The 15,900-nt window shown below is 45.5% G+C and carries 13 protein-coding genes and 1 pseudogene; 8 read left to right on the top strand and 6 right to left on the bottom strand.

Annotated elements, in window-relative coordinates:
* Window positions 1-15: 15 nt before the first annotated feature.
* Window positions 16-801, bottom strand: a complete 786-nt coding sequence (locus tag JJQ88_RS04835) for a BsuPI-related putative proteinase inhibitor (RefSeq protein ID WP_210364609.1) — start codon at window positions 799-801, stop codon at window positions 16-18.
* Between the two features lie 17 nt (window positions 802-818).
* Entirely contained in the window at window positions 819-1,661 is an 843-nt protein-coding gene (locus JJQ88_RS04840; RefSeq protein WP_210364610.1) for a YitT family protein, read from the bottom strand.
* Between the two features lie 126 nt (window positions 1,662-1,787).
* Here JJQ88_RS04840 and JJQ88_RS04845 point away from each other — a divergent pair, with 126 nt between their 5' ends.
* Together JJQ88_RS04845 and JJQ88_RS04850 are read left to right on the top strand one after the other, a co-directional pair.
* A complete protein-coding gene (locus tag JJQ88_RS04845; RefSeq protein WP_210364611.1) occupies window positions 1,788-2,648 on the top strand; it encodes a DegV family protein in 861 nt (286 codons plus the stop codon).
* Between the two features lie 66 nt (window positions 2,649-2,714).
* Window positions 2,715-2,846 carry a DUF3941 domain-containing protein gene (locus JJQ88_RS04850; protein WP_210364612.1) on the top strand — a complete coding sequence of 44 codons (132 nt, stop codon included), beginning with the start codon at window positions 2,715-2,717 and terminating at the stop codon, window positions 2,844-2,846.
* A gap of 32 nt (window positions 2,847-2,878) precedes the next feature.
* Here JJQ88_RS04850 and JJQ88_RS04855 read toward each other — a convergent pair whose 3' ends face one another.
* Complete coding sequence (locus tag JJQ88_RS04855) at window positions 2,879-3,742, bottom strand: CvfB family protein (protein WP_210364613.1); 864 nt, start codon at window positions 3,740-3,742, stop codon at window positions 2,879-2,881.
* A 163-nt stretch (window positions 3,743-3,905) separates the two neighbouring features.
* Here JJQ88_RS04855 and JJQ88_RS04860 point away from each other — a divergent pair, with 163 nt between their 5' ends.
* The 3 genes from JJQ88_RS04860 (at window position 3,906) to JJQ88_RS04870 (ending at window position 7,483) form a co-directional block, all read left to right on the top strand.
* Window positions 3,906-4,397, top strand: coding sequence for a YajQ family cyclic di-GMP-binding protein (locus JJQ88_RS04860; protein WP_210364614.1), 492 nt, complete (start codon window positions 3,906-3,908; stop codon window positions 4,395-4,397).
* 253 nt (window positions 4,398-4,650) lie between these two features.
* Window positions 4,651-6,294 (top strand): CoA-disulfide reductase, encoded by a 1,644-nt coding sequence (locus JJQ88_RS04865; protein ID WP_210364615.1) that lies wholly within the window; start codon window positions 4,651-4,653, stop codon window positions 6,292-6,294.
* 325 nt (window positions 6,295-6,619) lie between these two features.
* Window positions 6,620-7,483, top strand: a complete 864-nt coding sequence (locus JJQ88_RS04870) for an SDR family oxidoreductase (RefSeq protein WP_210364616.1) — start codon at window positions 6,620-6,622, stop codon at window positions 7,481-7,483.
* Window positions 7,484-8,130: 647 nt separating this feature from the next.
* Here the strand turns inward: JJQ88_RS04870 and JJQ88_RS04875 are convergent.
* The 3 genes and pseudogenes from JJQ88_RS04875 to JJQ88_RS04885 all read right to left on the bottom strand — a co-directional run.
* Entirely contained in the window at window positions 8,131-9,159 is a 1,029-nt protein-coding gene (locus JJQ88_RS04875) for a LacI family DNA-binding transcriptional regulator (RefSeq protein WP_210364617.1), read from the bottom strand.
* Window positions 9,160-9,276: 117 nt separating this feature from the next.
* Window positions 9,277-10,818 carry an alpha-amylase family glycosyl hydrolase gene (locus JJQ88_RS04880; protein WP_210364618.1) on the bottom strand — a complete coding sequence of 514 codons (1,542 nt, stop codon included), beginning with the start codon at window positions 10,816-10,818 and terminating at the stop codon, window positions 9,277-9,279.
* Window positions 10,819-10,890: 72 nt separating this feature from the next.
* Window positions 10,891-11,283, bottom strand: a pseudogene (locus JJQ88_RS04885) (ABC transporter permease subunit); the annotation flags it as partial.
* A 108-nt stretch (window positions 11,284-11,391) separates the two neighbouring features.
* Here JJQ88_RS04885 and JJQ88_RS04890 point away from each other — a divergent pair.
* The 3 genes from JJQ88_RS04890 (at window position 11,392) to JJQ88_RS04900 (ending at window position 15,724) form a co-directional block, all read left to right on the top strand.
* A complete protein-coding gene (locus JJQ88_RS04890) occupies window positions 11,392-13,152 on the top strand; it encodes an alpha-glycosidase (RefSeq protein WP_210364619.1) in 1,761 nt (586 codons plus the stop codon).
* Window positions 13,153-13,384: 232 nt separating this feature from the next.
* Window positions 13,385-14,743: an MATE family efflux transporter gene (locus JJQ88_RS04895; protein ID WP_210364620.1), complete on the top strand. Its 1,359-nt coding sequence runs from the start codon at window positions 13,385-13,387 to the stop codon at window positions 14,741-14,743.
* A gap of 843 nt (window positions 14,744-15,586) precedes the next feature.
* Window positions 15,587-15,724 (top strand): hypothetical protein, encoded by a 138-nt coding sequence (locus tag JJQ88_RS04900; protein ID WP_210364621.1) that lies wholly within the window; start codon window positions 15,587-15,589, stop codon window positions 15,722-15,724.
* Window positions 15,725-15,900: the final 176 nt, after the last annotated feature.

Raw genomic sequence — 15,900 nt, forward strand, 5'->3', positions numbered from 1 at the left:
CCTGCTTTGTTTCAGTTACTTGAATCTTTCAAGGAGTACAGGATAAATGTTAAGCATGGTTCCAGCCTGATCTTCTTCATACAGATTCAAGATGAGCGAACCGCTTGAGGGAAGTTTTTCCCTTGTCACGTCAATACGGATCGTGAAATGTTTCCACTCCGGATACTTCGATCCGGTTGCAACCTTCGTTTCGCTCACTAGCTCATTATGGCCGTCTTCTAGTGAATAATGGAACCAGCCATTTCCCGGCCTTGCTTCCCCATACACAATATAACTCCCGTTGCTTCCCTCCACGTTTATCTTCCTGAAGACTGGATTCATGCCGGGAATGACCAAGCTTTTCGAATCCATGAGTGCAGATTGCTTTGAAATCGGCTTGGTATTCACCCCTACTGCCTTCAGTTTTGCTGCAACCGTATACTCACCTGGTTCCACCCGTTCTCCATTCTTGTAATAATCCCAGCTTTCCTTCCACCGGATGCTTTGCTGCGGCTTAAGCTTCAATGTTTCAAAAGCCTGGGCAAAAGCCTTCCCCTCAGAATATTGATATACCCTTTGCTTACTGGCATCATAAACAGTTATTTCATACTTCTGGGAGGTTGGAAATTCGAATGCCAATGGTGTTCCTCCATCATTCCTCAGCACTAATTCGAATTCCGCTTTTTCCGGCCCAGCTACCAGGTCTGCAAAAAAGGAGAAGGGAATTCCTGATTGTCTGGAATCCTGTTCTTTTCCGTCAACTGCCTGTGAAGGCGCCGACGATATCAGCAGCACTGCCAACAGCAAAATGATACTTCTCAATACCTAGCCTCCTTTCCTTATTCCTTCCTAAAGGATCCGAATATTCCAGCTGTCTCGATAATATTGGTGAAGGCTTGCGGATCAACTTCCCTGATTGTCCTTTCAAGGTCAAACATCTCATATCTGGTGATGACAATGACCAGCATTTCTCTTTGCTCTCCACTGAAGGCTCCTTTTGCAGGAATGATCGTAATCCCTCTGACTAGTTTTTCATGGATGGCTTTCTTTAATTCATCAGGCTTCTTGGTCACGATCATTGCCGTCAACTTTTCATGCCGGGTATGGATAGCATCAATGACCCTTGTTGAAACATAGAGTGCTACAAGTGTATAGAGAGCGTTTTCCCAGCCAAACACAAAGCCCGCCGTTACTATAATGATGCTGTTCAACGTAAAAAAATATGTACCGACCGGACGATCCTTCATTCGTGACAGCACCATCGCAATGATATCCATCCCTCCCGTCGATGCCCCCCATTTGAGTGTCAGCCCTACTCCGATTGCGCCAATCACCCCGCCGAACACCGCATTCAGCAAAATATCCTCAGATAATTGCTTCACTGGAAGGATCTCAAGAAAGAAAGATGACAGCAGCACGGAAATGAAACTGTATAATGTAAAGGATTTGCCTACCTTCATCCATCCGAGAATCGTCACAGGAATGTTCAGGAGCAATAACAAAATCCCTGTTGAAATATTAAATGGCGCAAATTCGCCCAGTATGCTTGAAACGAGCTGTGCGATCCCTGTGAAGCCGCTGGCATAGACATTTGCCGGGATCAAGAAGAAATTCAGGGCTAATGCGTTCAGGAATGCCCCTACCAGTACAATAATGATTTTTTTCGTTTCCAACCAGACCATATGAATCCCCCTTTTTTTATTCTTCCTCTACCCCTATTTTACGGAAAATCACTACATTTAATTGTCTTTTTGCGATATTCCCTTTAAACTATTAGCATATACTGGTTGAAAGCAGGTGAAAGTTCCATGTCAGTAAAAATCATGGCTGACAGTGCGTGTGATTTGCCATTGGAATTTTATGGGCAAAATGACACGCTATTATTTCCTTTAAAAGTTCAAATTGATGGGTCGGAATATGACGACCTCAAGACGATACAGCCAGATCAAGTATATGATGCAATAAGGGCTGGCAATCTTCCTAAGACATCCCAGGCTTCCCCTGCTGGTTTTAAAGAGGCGTTCACAGAACTGGCGAAAAACAAACAGGATGGAATATACATAGCCTTTTCTTCTGAATTATCAGGTACATACCAGACAGCGGTGATGATTGCCGATCAGGTAAAAGAAGAATACCCTGACTTGAATCTGACAATCATCGATACGAAGTGCGCTTCCCTTGGATATGGCCTGATTGTCATGGAAGCTGTAAAAATGGCAAAAGAGAATGCATCAAAGGAAGCCATCCTGAAGGACATAGAGTTCCGCCGCCAGCATATGGAGCATCTATTCTCGGTGGATGACCTCGATCATCTTGCAAAAGGCGGACGCGTTTCAAAAGCATCGGCCTTCGTTGGCGGGCTGCTGAACATTAAGCCACTACTGAATGTGGAAGACGGGAAACTGATTCCCATCGAAAAAATCCGCGGCAAGAAAAAGCTGCTCCGACGGATCCTCGAAGTGATGAAGGAACGCGGGGTAAGCTTCGAACAACAAACCGTTGGCATCAGCCACGCAGATGACCTTGGAACAGCACACGAGATGAAAGACATGATCAGCCAGGAACTAAATCCAAAAGAGATCGTGATCACCTCCATCGGTGCAGCAATCGGGTCACATACCGGACCCGGGACAATTGCCATTTTCTTTTTGAATAAACTGCCATCATAATCATACATACTCCTTTTGGGTTTCAGGAACAATAACATCAATCCTGACCTTGAAAGGAGTTTTATTATGCCAAATACCTCGGATAACGATAAAAAAGCAAGGGACAATAACGCCCTTCGTCACGAAAAGAACATGGAACGCGAAAAGAACCGGAAGGCCGGAAAGCATCAATATTCGAAAAAAACAGATCATTTATAAGGGAAAACAATGCAAAATAGAGCCACTTGGCTCTATTTTTGTTTTTTGAATGTCCAATTATCCTGCTGATAAATCCTATCTTCCTTCATCAGCCTGCCAAGCGCCCTTTTGAAGGATCCCTTGCTCATCCCAAAACGTTCCTGTATGTCTTCTGCCATGCTTTTATCATGGTATGGCATGGCGCCATTCCTTGACTCAAGATAGTCCATGATCTTTTCGGCATCTTTATCCAGGGCCTCCTGTTTCCGCGGCAGAAGTGAAACGTTGATTGAGCCATCTTCTTTGACATCGATGATCCTGCCTTCGACTTTCTCTCCAATCCTGGGTTCTGTGCGGCGTTGCGATTCATGGATGAAGCCTTTGAAGCCCTCTGTGGTGATGATCCAGCTTCCCACTCGCGCAGTCCTGTAAATATAACCGTGGACATTTTTATTGAAATCCTGTCTTGTTGCCTTCACGGAGATTTCCTGGATGACCGGGTCAGCAGCCATCCTCGCGTAAATCATGTTATTGCGGTTCACCCTGAGAGTGATGTAGAGCAAATCCCCTTTTTGTGGCCAGACTGCTTTTACCACTGGCAAATCATCCTTCCCGAGAAGGATGTCTTTATTGATGCCGATATCGAGAAAAGCACCCAGGCCTTCTTTGACTTCAACGACAGGGACCCAGTCATATTTCCCAACCGTTACTTTAGGAATGGTTGTTGTCGCAGCAAGCCTCCCTTGTGAATCCACAAACAGGAAAACTTCAACCGTATCGCCTTCCTTAAAAGTTCTGGCGGTATCGTTTGAATGAAGAAGGACATCTTCTTCGCCATCGGTCAAAAAATAACCATAATCTGCAATCCTTGCGACCGTCATCTTTAAGACCTGGCCGGTATAATCCTGTAAAGACATTTCATTCCTCCTGCAAAGGTTTTATTTAAAAGTATAACCAAATATCGTGAGCATTGTTTGAACTGCTATATTTTACTATAATGAAAGGAAAAGCGAAAGCGGCTTAAACCGGATGGGGCGTTTTCGCCAAAAAAAAGAAAATTCTTTCATGTTGGAGGTAGCTATGGCTAAAGAAAGTTCGTTTGATATCGTATCCAAAATCGAAATGTCAGAAGTAACGAATGCAATTAACATCGCGATGAAGGAAATCCAGAATCGTTATGATTTCAAAGGAAGCAAAAGCGACATTACCCTGGATAAGGAAGAGCTCGTGCTGATTTCAGACGATGAATTCAAACTTGAGCAATTAAAGGACGTGCTTTTCAGCAAAATGGTCAAGCGGGAGATTCCGGTAAAGAATCTCGATTATGGCAAGGTGGAGCGCGCTTCTGGCGGAACTGTCCGCCAGCGGGCCAAATTGATCCAGGGAATCGATAAGGAAAACGCAAAGAAAATCAATACTATCATCAAAAACAGCGGCGTAAAAGTCAAGAGCCAAAACCAAGATGACCAGATTCGCGTCACAGGCAAAAGCCGCGATGATCTCCAAAAAATCATTGCTGCTATCAAAGAAGCCGATCTTTCGATAGACGTACAATTCGTGAACTATCGTTAATAGCAGAAGCGGGCCATCATTGGTCCGCTTTTCCCCTATCTAAATCTTCATAAATCCTTCACAAAACCCCTGCCCCTATTTTATATTTCCAAGTTAAAATTAGTAAATAAAGAGGGTTGTAGTGACTTTTATAGTTAGCGACCCAAAAAGATTCACAATTTCTTCACATTGATATGTTGGTTTTCCCCTATTCTCAGGTTAATATACCAGTAGGGGTATAAATTAATTTTTTCTCCGAAAGGATGACTGGAAAATGGGTAAAAAAATCGTGATCGTAGGCGGCGTTGCCGGTGGAGCTACTACAGCAACAAAGCTGAGAAGACTAGATGAACAGGCTGAAATCGTATTATTTGAAAGAGGAGAATATATATCTTTCGCAAACTGCGGGCTGCCCTACCATATAAGTGGTGTCATCGAGGACAGGGCGAAATTGCTGCTCCAGACAGTAGAAGGAATGAACGCCCGTTACAATATGGATATCCGCAACCTGACTGAAGTGACTTCAATCGACCGCAAGGAGAAAACCATCACAGCAAGGAATGTCCAAACAGGCGAAGAGTATAGCGAAAGCTATGATGTGCTTATTTTATCACCGGGTGCGAAACCAATCGTCCCTCCAATCGAGGGGCTGAAGAGCAGCAATGTTTTCACTTTGAGAAACATTCCGGATATGGATAAAATAAAAAACTACCTTGAAGAAAACAATCCGAAGAATGCTGTTGTGATCGGCGGCGGTTTCATTGGACTGGAAATGGCTGAAAACCTGGTTGAAGCAGGGATTTCCGTCACCCTGATAGAAAAATTGCCACAGGTAATGGGGCCTATCGACCCTGAAATGGCTGCGATTGTTGAAGAAGAGTTAACGAAGCATGGCATCAATTTGATTCTTGGGGACGGCATCGCCGACGTCATTGAAAACGGAACAAAGGTTGTGCTTGAAAGCGGCAAAGAACTGGATGCTGAAATGATTATCCTGTCTATCGGCGTCCGGCCAGAAAACACCCTTGCTGTCGAAGCTGGCCTTGAGCTTGGAGAACGAGGCGGCATCAAGGTGAATGAATACCTGCAAACCTCCGATCCAGCGATTTACGCAATGGGAGATGCCATCGAAGTGCTTGATTACATCAATGGCAAACCAACGATGATTCCGCTTGCCTGGCCAGCTAACCGCCAAGCTCATATTGTCGGACACCATATCAATGGCCGTAACATCAAATACCCAGGCACGCTTGGCACGTCAATCGTAAAAGTATTCGACCTGACTGCTGCGACTACCGGAAATAGTGAGAAATTGCTTAAGAGACTGGGTATCCCATATGAAGTCGTGCATATCCATCCTATGTCCCACGCTGGATACTATCCTGGCGCGGAGCAAATCGCACTTAAGTTGGTCTTCGACAAGGAGACGGGCAAAATCTATGGTGCACAGGCGGTTGGCAAAGATGGGGCCGATAAACGCATAGATGTTATCGCAACGGCCATCAAGGGCGGTCTGACTGTATATGACCTCCAGGAGCTCGAGCTTGCCTATGCGCCGCCATTCTCTTCAGCAAAGGATCCAGTGAACATGGCTGGTTATGTTGCGTCCAACATCGTAGATGGTACAATCGAAACGTTCCAATGGCATGAAGTCGATGACTTGGTCAGGGATGGAGCCTACATGATCGATGTTCGTACGGAGGAAGAGTTTGCTGACGGAAAAATCGAAGGGACAAAGAACATCCCGCTTGATGAATTGCGCAGCCGTCTCGATGAGCTTCCAAAAGACAAAACGATCCTCATCACATGCCAAGTCGGCTTAAGAGGATACCTTGCATCCCGAATTCTTCTTCACAACGGATTTGAGGCCAAAAATCTCACAGGAGGTTACAAAACATACTCCATGTCGAGAAAATAAATGTCCATGCAGCAGCTTCTGATATAGAGGCTGCTGTTTTTTATCTTTGATCTTCTGGAACTCGTAGTTCCCTATTTCCTCCATCTTCCTGAACGCCCGAAGCAGCCAAACCCTGAACCCCAAGTTTGGAATCGAATCTCTTCACCGTGATTTCTCCGGATACAAGGCAATAGAAGAACCCATTCAAGACCAGAACACTTCCTCTTCCGTATCAGCAATGGATGATGCCATTTCCGCCACAAAGAATTTATTTCCATGTTTTTTCAAAGAGCATTTAAGGAATTAATTAAAATAGGCCGAAATTAATTTGGGAGTGATGTTTGAAATGTCAAAAGAAAGCAAGCAAGGCTTCCCGCCCCAGCATCAAGACCATCAGCCTGGAACCGAACCAGAAATGACACCTGAACCGAGATCGGTGGATGAAAACTACAAAGGTTCCGGGAAGCTGGAAGGAAAAGTCGCATTGATCACTGGCGGCGACAGTGGAATCGGTAAATCTGTAGCCATTTATTATGCGAAGGAAGGCGCGGATGTTGCCATTGTATACCTTGAAGAAAATAAAGATGCACAGACGGCAAAGGAGCTGATCGAAGCTGAAGGACGAAAATGCCTGCTGCTAGCCGGCGATGTCGGAAGCGATGATTTCTGCAAGGAAGCCGTCAAGCAAACTCTAAATGAATTTGGGAAAATTGACATCCTAGTCAATAATGCTGCTGAGCAGCATCCGCAGGAGAGCCTGTTGGATATTTCAGCAGAACAAATGGAGAAGACTTTCAGGACGAATATCTTCTCAATATTTTATTTGACGAAAGCTGTCTTGCCCGAGCTGAAGAAAGGCAGTACGATCATCAACACATCTTCGATCACCGCCTATAAAGGAAATCCTAAACTGATTGACTATTCATCTACGAAAGGCGCGATTGTCACCTTCACCCGTTCATTGGCGATGTCCCTGGTATCGAAAGGGATCCGCGTGAACAGCGTGGCACCTGGTCCAATCTGGACGCCGCTGATTCCATCAACCTTTTCGGAAGACGAAGTCGCGAAGTTCGGCAAAGATTCCCCGATGGGACGTGCGGGGCAGCCATATGAACTGGCACCGGCCTACGTTTACCTTGCAAGCGATGATTCCGCATATGTGAGCGGCCAGACGATACACGTCAATGGCGGCACAGTGGTCAATGGGTAAAGATCAGGAAGAGGCTGTCCCAAAAGGATAACTTTTGGGACAGCCTCTTTTCTTATTCTTGTTAGACAACCCGTTGTTTTGCGCTCCAGGCCCTTCGATGGACAGGACCTAGTGGCGACGTTGCCGCAGGACGCGGCGGTCTTAGTGGCCCAGCGCTTATCGGGGCTGACCAAAGTGCTTCCGCCTTTCTTTCTCCTCCGCGCAAACGCCTGCGGAATCTCCCCTGCCATGTATTCCCGCAGGACACTGAATGGGCTTCCTTGAGTTTGTCCACGCACGAAGAAAATACGTAAGCATTTTCGAGGAGTCTCCGTGCCTTCCGCTCCAATCAAATAAGTGTACTTTTCCTTATCGGTAAATAGGTGAAGAAATAAGAGAATCGCCCTTCTTTTGTATAATGCAGTCACCACAACCACCATACCAAAGGAGCGATTTTCTTATGAAACATGATCATAATTCCTTCATCGATTATAACAGGGATCAATTGACCCTGCCGCCTGACCTCGAAGTCCTCACCCCGAAAACCATCTTAGCCGAATTGTGCCCGCTCTGCCCGTGAATCAAGAAAACTCTTTGCAAGCGGCGTTTCAAATAAAGAAAAAACAAAGCATCGCTGCCTTGCTTTTTAAAATTCCCGAAATAGTATGTTAGTTTTCCTTCTGTTCCGCGCATGAAGATCGCTGGACAATTTTAAAAGGGACGATTGTCTGGGCAATCGGTTCATCTGGATTCTCAATCCGTCTGATAAGGCTTTTCGCTGCTTCGTAGCCAAGATTGAAAATGTTGATATCGACTGATGTCAACGGGGGACGAGCCATTTCCGCGATCAGGACATTATTGAAGCTGACAACCGAGATATCATCCGGAACGGCAATACCCATTTCATCCAGCTTATTCAGGACACCAAGTGCCATAAGGTCATCGGCTACAACCACCGCTGTCGGCGGTTTTTCCAAGGACAGAAGCTCTTTGACTGCATCCTGCCCGCTCTCTCGAAGGAATTCATCATTGACGACATATTCATCCACCAATTCAATGCCTGCGTTCCTCAATGCTTTTTCATATCCGAGCAGCCTCTCGACTGTGACGACCAGATCAAGATTTCCACCGATGAAGCCAATCCTTTCATGCCCCAGCTTGATCAGATGCTCTGTCACTTCTTTCCCCGCCTTGAAGTTGTCATTGTCGACATAGCTGATTCCGTCATCATCCTTGATTGGCTTGCCGATGACAACGAAAGGAAAATCCCGTTCCCTTAAGTAGGAGATGACCCTGTCTTCTACTTTTGAATACAGCAGCACGACTCCATCGACCCTGCCGCCCTGGACCATTTTGACAACGCCCTCGAATATTTCATCATCCGTCTTTCCAGTTGTCATATGCAGGGCATATTGCTTGGCGTGCGCACCCTCGCTCAGGCCGGTCAAAACAGTTGGAAAGAACGGGTTCTGGAAGACGACATCGTTCGAACTTGGCATGACCAGGCCGATTGCTTGTGTCGATTGGCTCGCTAAGCTTCTGGCTATGAAGTTGGGATGATACCCAAGCTGATCCATTACCTCCCTGACTCTTTCTTTCGTTTTTTCGCTGATCCTTGGACTGTTGGCGATTACACGCGAGACAGTTGAAGGCGCGACATTTGCAACCTTGGCAACATCCTTTATTGTGACAGCCATAAGTTCCCCTCCCCCTTTGCCAGAAAAATTCCTTATCTCTATTATAAAATAACCAGTATGGATTTTATCGTTTTTTTTTCGTTATCTCAACGAATGGACAGCCATTATACGGAAACATCATTGCTCATTCCTTCTTCTTCTCCCCCTTTTCAAGAGAAGGAAAATAAAGAAGAAGAAAGCGGCATAGACAGCAGCCATTACCACTAAATAAGGAATGTTCAGGCCAGTCTTTTCTGCAAGCACGTAAACTTCTGCCTTTTCCCGGTCAAGCGTGAGTTTGTACTTGTCCTTGTCGCTCCTGATAAGGTCATCAGCGAGCAAACCACGCAATTCCATATCCTCGGCCAGTTGATCGGCGCTCAAAGTGACGTGGCGGGTATCCGATGTGTTGTTGATGGCAACCACAGCTGTTTCATCCTTATACGTCCGTTTGAAAACAGCCATGCCATCTTTTTCGTAAAGGACTTCCATATCCCCACGGCTAAGTGAAGGCAGCTGGTTCCTGAGTTCACCAATTTTCGCGATGTAATCGATCAATTCCTTATCCGCCCTGAAGCTCATTTGCCTCCGGTTATCAGGATCCTTCCCTCCATCAAGGGCGATTTCAGTTCCATAATAAACGATTGGAATACCTGGGGCAGTGTACAGATACGTCAGGGCAAGCTTCCATCTCGTACCCGGATGCTGCCTGTTTTGGACCGCTTCCCTTGTGAATCGGACGGTATTGTGATTGTCCATGAAATTTCCCATCAATTCAGGATTTTCATAGATTTTTTTATTTCTTTCTGCTGTTGTGAACAGCCAGTCCAATGTCTGATCGGGTTTGGCAAAAGCTGATCTTAGATGCTCATTCAGGGGATAATCCACAAAACCGTCTATCCCTGCCTTGTCATACTTGGCTATGTTGTTCGGGTCTTTTGCCCAGACCTCGCCGATCAAGTAGAAATCATCTTTTACACTTTTGACTTCCTTCGAAAAATCTTCCCAAAAATCGACTGGAACATGGCGGACAGTATCCAGCCTGTAGCCATCAATATCTGTCTCTTCAATCCACCATTTAGCTGCATCCAGCAGATACTTCCTTGTCTCCGGATTCTCCTGGGCGAGATCCGGCAAACCATATAGCCAATTGTTCTCCAGCTCGTCCTGGTCATTCCAATCCATGATGTCCTTCTTCAGATGGAACCAGTCGTTTTTGGCAGGATCATTGAGCCATTCATGCTCAGGTCCTACATGGTTGACAACAAAGTCAAGAATGATCTTGATATCACGCTTGTGGGCTTCTTTTACAAGCTCTTTGAATTTGTCAACGCTTCCAAAATGCTCTTCCGTTTTATAGAAATCTTTAATCCAGTATCCGTGGTAGCCTTTATCGACATTATCAAAAACCGGTGTCAGCCAGATGGCCGTGAATCCCATGTCCTTGATGTAATCCAGTTCGTCGATGATGCCCTGGAAATCGCCGCCGTGATAGGCTGTGGGATCCTTCGTGTCTACTTTGTAATCATTTTTATTGTCACCGTTGTTAAAACGGTCAACCATCAGGAAATAAATCGTTTCATCCTGCCATTTGCGTCCTTCTTTTTCAACAGCGCCTACAGGGAGGGCGTAAAAAAGAAGAAACGGAATTAAGATGAATGCTGCCAGCTTGTTTTTCATCCCCGCTCCTCCTTCATAATTTAAGCAAAGGCTCGTAACAGCCTTTGCTTAAAAAGTATATGCCCTTATAGATTATCCTTTTGTACCGCCTGCCGTCAAACCGGATACAAAGTATTTCTGGAATGACAGGAACAGAAGCGCGATTGGAACGGCAATCAACACAGCGCCGGCTGCGAATGTCGTGAATTCAGCACCGAACTGTTTCGCTACCATATCGTACAGCCCAACAGCGAGAGTGTATTTTGTTTCTGTCCTAAGCAGGATGCTTGCGATGATGAAATCGCCAAAAGGAGCGATGAAGGCAAATAGTGCAACAACAGCGATGATTGGCGTCGCAAGCGGCATGACAATCTGGAAGAATATCCGCAAATGCCCTGCACCGTCCATTTTTGCTGATTCATCGAGCTCCTTCGGAATGGTATCAAGATAGCCCTTCATCAGCCACGTATTCATTGGAATCTGGCCGCTTTTTCCGTTAATTTTTTGTGAAGGCACTTTTCCTGATTGACATTTGAAAATAGGTGTTCTAACCTTGTTTTAATCATGCTTAGCCTAGAAAGGAATGGTTATACATTGTTCAAAGAAGCGATTTACCACCGTCCTAAAGATAACTATGCATACGCTTGCACAAATGAAGAGCTGCATATTCGCCTGCGTACCAAGAAAGATGACATCAAAGACGTTTCATTAATCAATGGCGATCCTTATGACTGGACAGATCATAAATGGAATACAACAATTATCCAAATGGACAAAAGCGGTTCAGACCAATTATTTGATTACTGGCTCGTATCTATCAAACCTCCATACAGAAGACTGCGCTATGGTTTCCTTTTGAATGACGGGGTGGAAACTGCCTGTCTGACAGAGAAAGGCTTCTATAATCAAGCTCCACTGGATGATACAGCCTATTATTTCTGCTTTCCTTTCCTGAACAATATAGATGTTTTCCAGGCTCCCTCCTGGGTCAAGGATACGGTCTGGTATCAAATTTTCCCGGAGCGTTTCGGGAATGGGGACCCTTCAAACGACCCCGAAGGCAGCCTTCCATGGGGAGGCGCTGATCCTTCTCCGGCAAACTTTTTCGGCGGCGACCTCGAAGGCGTAATCCAGAACATCGACCATCTCGCGGAGCTTGGAATCAGCGGCATCTATTTCACACCAATTTTCAAAGCCTATTCAAACCACAAATACGATACGATTGATTATTTGGAAATCGATCCTCAATTCGGCACGAAGGAAACATTGAAGCGCCTTGTGGAAGTTTGCCATGAACATGGTATCAAGGTCATGCTTGATGCGGTTTTCAACCATAGTGGTTTTTATTTCCCACAATTTCAGGATGTCCTTGAAAAAGGCAGGGAGTCCCGTTATAAGGACTGGTTTCATATCCGTGAATTCCCGCTAGTGACTGAACCGCGTCCCAACTACGATACATTTGCTTTTGAAAAAGCGATGCCGAAGCTGAATACTGAAAATCCGGAAGTAATCGATTATTTACTTGAGGTCGGACGCTACTGGGTGCATGAATTCGATATTGACGGCTGGAGGCTGGATGTCGCCAACGAAGTTGATCACTCCTTCTGGAGGAAATTCCGCAAAGAAGTAAAGGCGATCAAGCCTGATCTTTATATTCTGGGGGAGATCTGGCATGATTCGATGCCCTGGCTGAAGGGCGATCAGTTTGACGCCGTGATGAACTATCCATTTACAACGAATATCTTGAATTTATTTGCCCGCAACACCATTACCGCCAAAGAATTTATCGAAAATATGACGACTGTTAACCACATGTATCCGAAAAATGTCAATGAAGTGGCGTTCAACCTGATCGGCAGCCATGATACGCCAAGGATCTTGACTGAATGCGGAGGAGACGTTGACAAAGTAAAACAAATCTTCACCGTCCTGCTTACTTATATCGGAACCCCGTGCATTTATTATGGTGATGAAATCGGAATGACAGGCGGACAGGATCCAGGCTGCCGTGAATGCATGAAGTGGAATAAGAAAGACCAGGACCGTGATCTGTTCAGTCACGTGCAAAAAATGATCAAGCTCCGTAAGGACAATCCGCTTCTGGCGAATGAAGGCGAACTGCACTTCCTCCCATCTGATGGCCATGACACTTGCTTTGCCTATACAAAGTCAAATAGCGAAGAGACAATCATGGTGATTGTGAACATGAGCGCTGAAGAAGCTGACTACCCTCTCCCTTTTAACCTGAAAGGCAGGAAAATCACCAATTTGTACACCGGGGAAGAATTCGCGGCGGAGAGTGACGATTTATCTGCTCGCATTGCCGCAAGCGGCTTCTCTATTATCAAGTTTTGACTCCGTACCCTTTCCTGCCAGGTCGGGAAAGGGTTTGTTGTTTGGCATTCAGGGGCACTGGTAGTTGGGCATTTGCTCGAATGGGATATTTTACACCTCACATTACCTTTATTCCGGTTTGCGGGATTTCGGCAAAAGTTCGCGGAATTTCCCTATGCAGGAGCCAATATACACAAGAAACTAGACTTCTAAGCCTGAATAACAAAGAGAATCCAACCTGGAGCTGCATTTAATGAAAAAAACTGCTAATCTATCACTTTTTGCGATTACATGGCCGCTTTTTATTGAGATTTTACTTTATATGCTGATGGGGAATGCGGATACACTGATGCTTTCCCAGTATTCTGATAATTCGGTGGCAGCTGTTGGAGTATCCAACCAAATTCTTTCCATGATTATCGTCATGTTCGGGTTTATTTCCACTGGAACCGCCATCCTTGTAGCCCAAAACCTTGGTGCCAGGAAAAATGACCATGCTGTCCAAGTATCCGCTGTTTCGATCGGCGCCAATCTTGTTTTTGGCTTGATCCTTAGCGGAGCTGTCCTCATTTTCAGCGAGTCGCTGTTGAAGATGATGGATTTGCCTCCTGAATTATGGGTTGAAGCCAATGTTTACTTAAGGATTGTGGGCGGCTTTTCATTCATCCAATCGTTGATCATGACTGTCAGCAGTATCGTCCGCAGTTACGGATTCACACGAGACATCATGTACGTGACTCTTGGCATGAACCTGCTCAATGTAATCGGCAATTACTTTTTCATTTTCGGCCCGTTCGGGACCCCGGTCCTGGGAGTTGAAGGCGTAGCCATTTCGACGGCCGCAAGCCGGATCACCGGCCTGATCGCATCTTTTTATGTCATGAATAAGAGGCTTCCCGAAAAAATGCCGATCCGCATGGTTTTCCATTTTCCGAAAAAACACCTGAAGGATCTTTTGAATATTGGTATTCCTTCCGCAGGGGAACACCTTAGCTACAATGGATCTCAGATTGTGATCACTTATTTTATCGCAGCGTTAGGCACCCAAGCTTTGACAGCCAAAGTATACACGCAAAACTTAATGATGTTCATCTTCCTGTTCAGCATTGCGATCAGCCAGGGCACCCAGATTCTGATCGGCCATATGGTCGGGGCCAAGGAATTTGAAAAAGCCTACCATCGCTGCATGAAAAGCTTGAAGCTTGCCATCATCATTTCGATTGCTGCTGCCGGAATCGTATCCATGTTCGCAAAGGACCTTATGGGGATCTTCACAGATAACGGAAACATCATCGAGCTAGGGAGCACGCTGATCCTGTTGACGATCATCCTTGAGCCCGGAAGGTCTTTCAATCTTGTAATCATCAGTTCCCTGAGGGCTGCAGGTGATGTTAAGTTCCCGGTTTATATGGGCATCCTATCAATGTGGGGAGTCTCTGTCACCCTTTCGTATTTCCTCGGAATATGGCTCGGACTAGGGCTCGTCGGGGTGTGGATTGCCTTCATCGCAGATGAATGGCTGCGAGGATTGCTGATGCTCTGGCGATGGAAGTCCAAAATCTGGGTGAAAAAATCCTTTATTCCTACAACAGACAAGGAAATTGATGACTGATTTTTCCCCTGGGAATCGATTTTTTCAAAAGAGGAAGGCTTTAGTGGAAGAAATTGGACAAACGGGAGAATACGGCACCTGATTGGGAGATTATGCTGGCTGATTGGGAGAATACAGCTCCCGATTGGGAGATTATGCAGACTGATTAGGAGAATACAGCTCCCGATCGGGAGAATATGCTGGCTGATTAGGAGAATACAGCTCCCGATTGGGAGAATATGCAGACTGATTAGGAGAATACAGCACTCGTTTGGGAGATTATGCTGGCTGATTGGGAGAATACGGCTCCCGATTGGGAGAATACCCTGTTTGATTGCACTTCGCTAGCAAAAAAAAGAGAATTTAATAGTTTTGCCTATCGTTAGCTGGCCGGTTAGTTAGCAATTTTCCAAAAAGACCGCAGTTTAATAGGCGTTGTCGGTCAACATGTCAGTTATTTGGTGACAAAACATCTATTCCCGCAGTAAACTCCAGTTTTTTGCCGGACTTGAGTGATGAGGTTTGGAAGAAATTGGACAAACGGGAGAATACGGCACCTGATTGGGAGAATATGCTGGCTGATTAGGAGAATACAGCTCCCGATTGGGAGAATATGCAGACTGATTAGGAGAATACAGCTCTCGATTGGGAGAATACCCTGTTTGATTGCACTTCGCTAGCAAAAAAAAGAGAATTTAATAGTTTTGCCTATCGTTAGCTGGCCGGTTAGTTAGCAATTTTCCAAAAAGACCGCAGTTTAATAGGCGTTGTCGGTCAACATGTCAGTTATTTGGTGACAAAACATCTATTCCCGCAGTAAACTCCAGTTTTTTGCCGGACTTGAGTGATGAGGGTTGGAAGAAATTGGACAAACAGGAGAATACGGCACCTGATTGGGAGATTATGCTGGCTGATTGGGAGAATACAGCACTCGTTTGGGAGATTATGCTGGCTGATTGGGAGAATACAGCTCCCGATTGGGAGATTATGCAGACTGATTAGGAGAATACAGCTCCCGATTGGGAGATTATGCAGACTGATTAGGAGAATACAGCTCCCGATTGGGAGAATATGCAAACTGATTGGGAGAATACGGCTCCCGATTGGGAGAATACCCTGTTTGATCGCACTTCGCTAGCAAAAAAAAGAGAAATTAATAGTTTTTCGTTAGCTGGCCG

It is taken from the genome of Bacillus sp. REN3 (genome assembly GCF_017912555.1).
Classification (GTDB): domain Bacteria; phylum Bacillota; class Bacilli; order Bacillales; family Cytobacillaceae; genus Mesobacillus.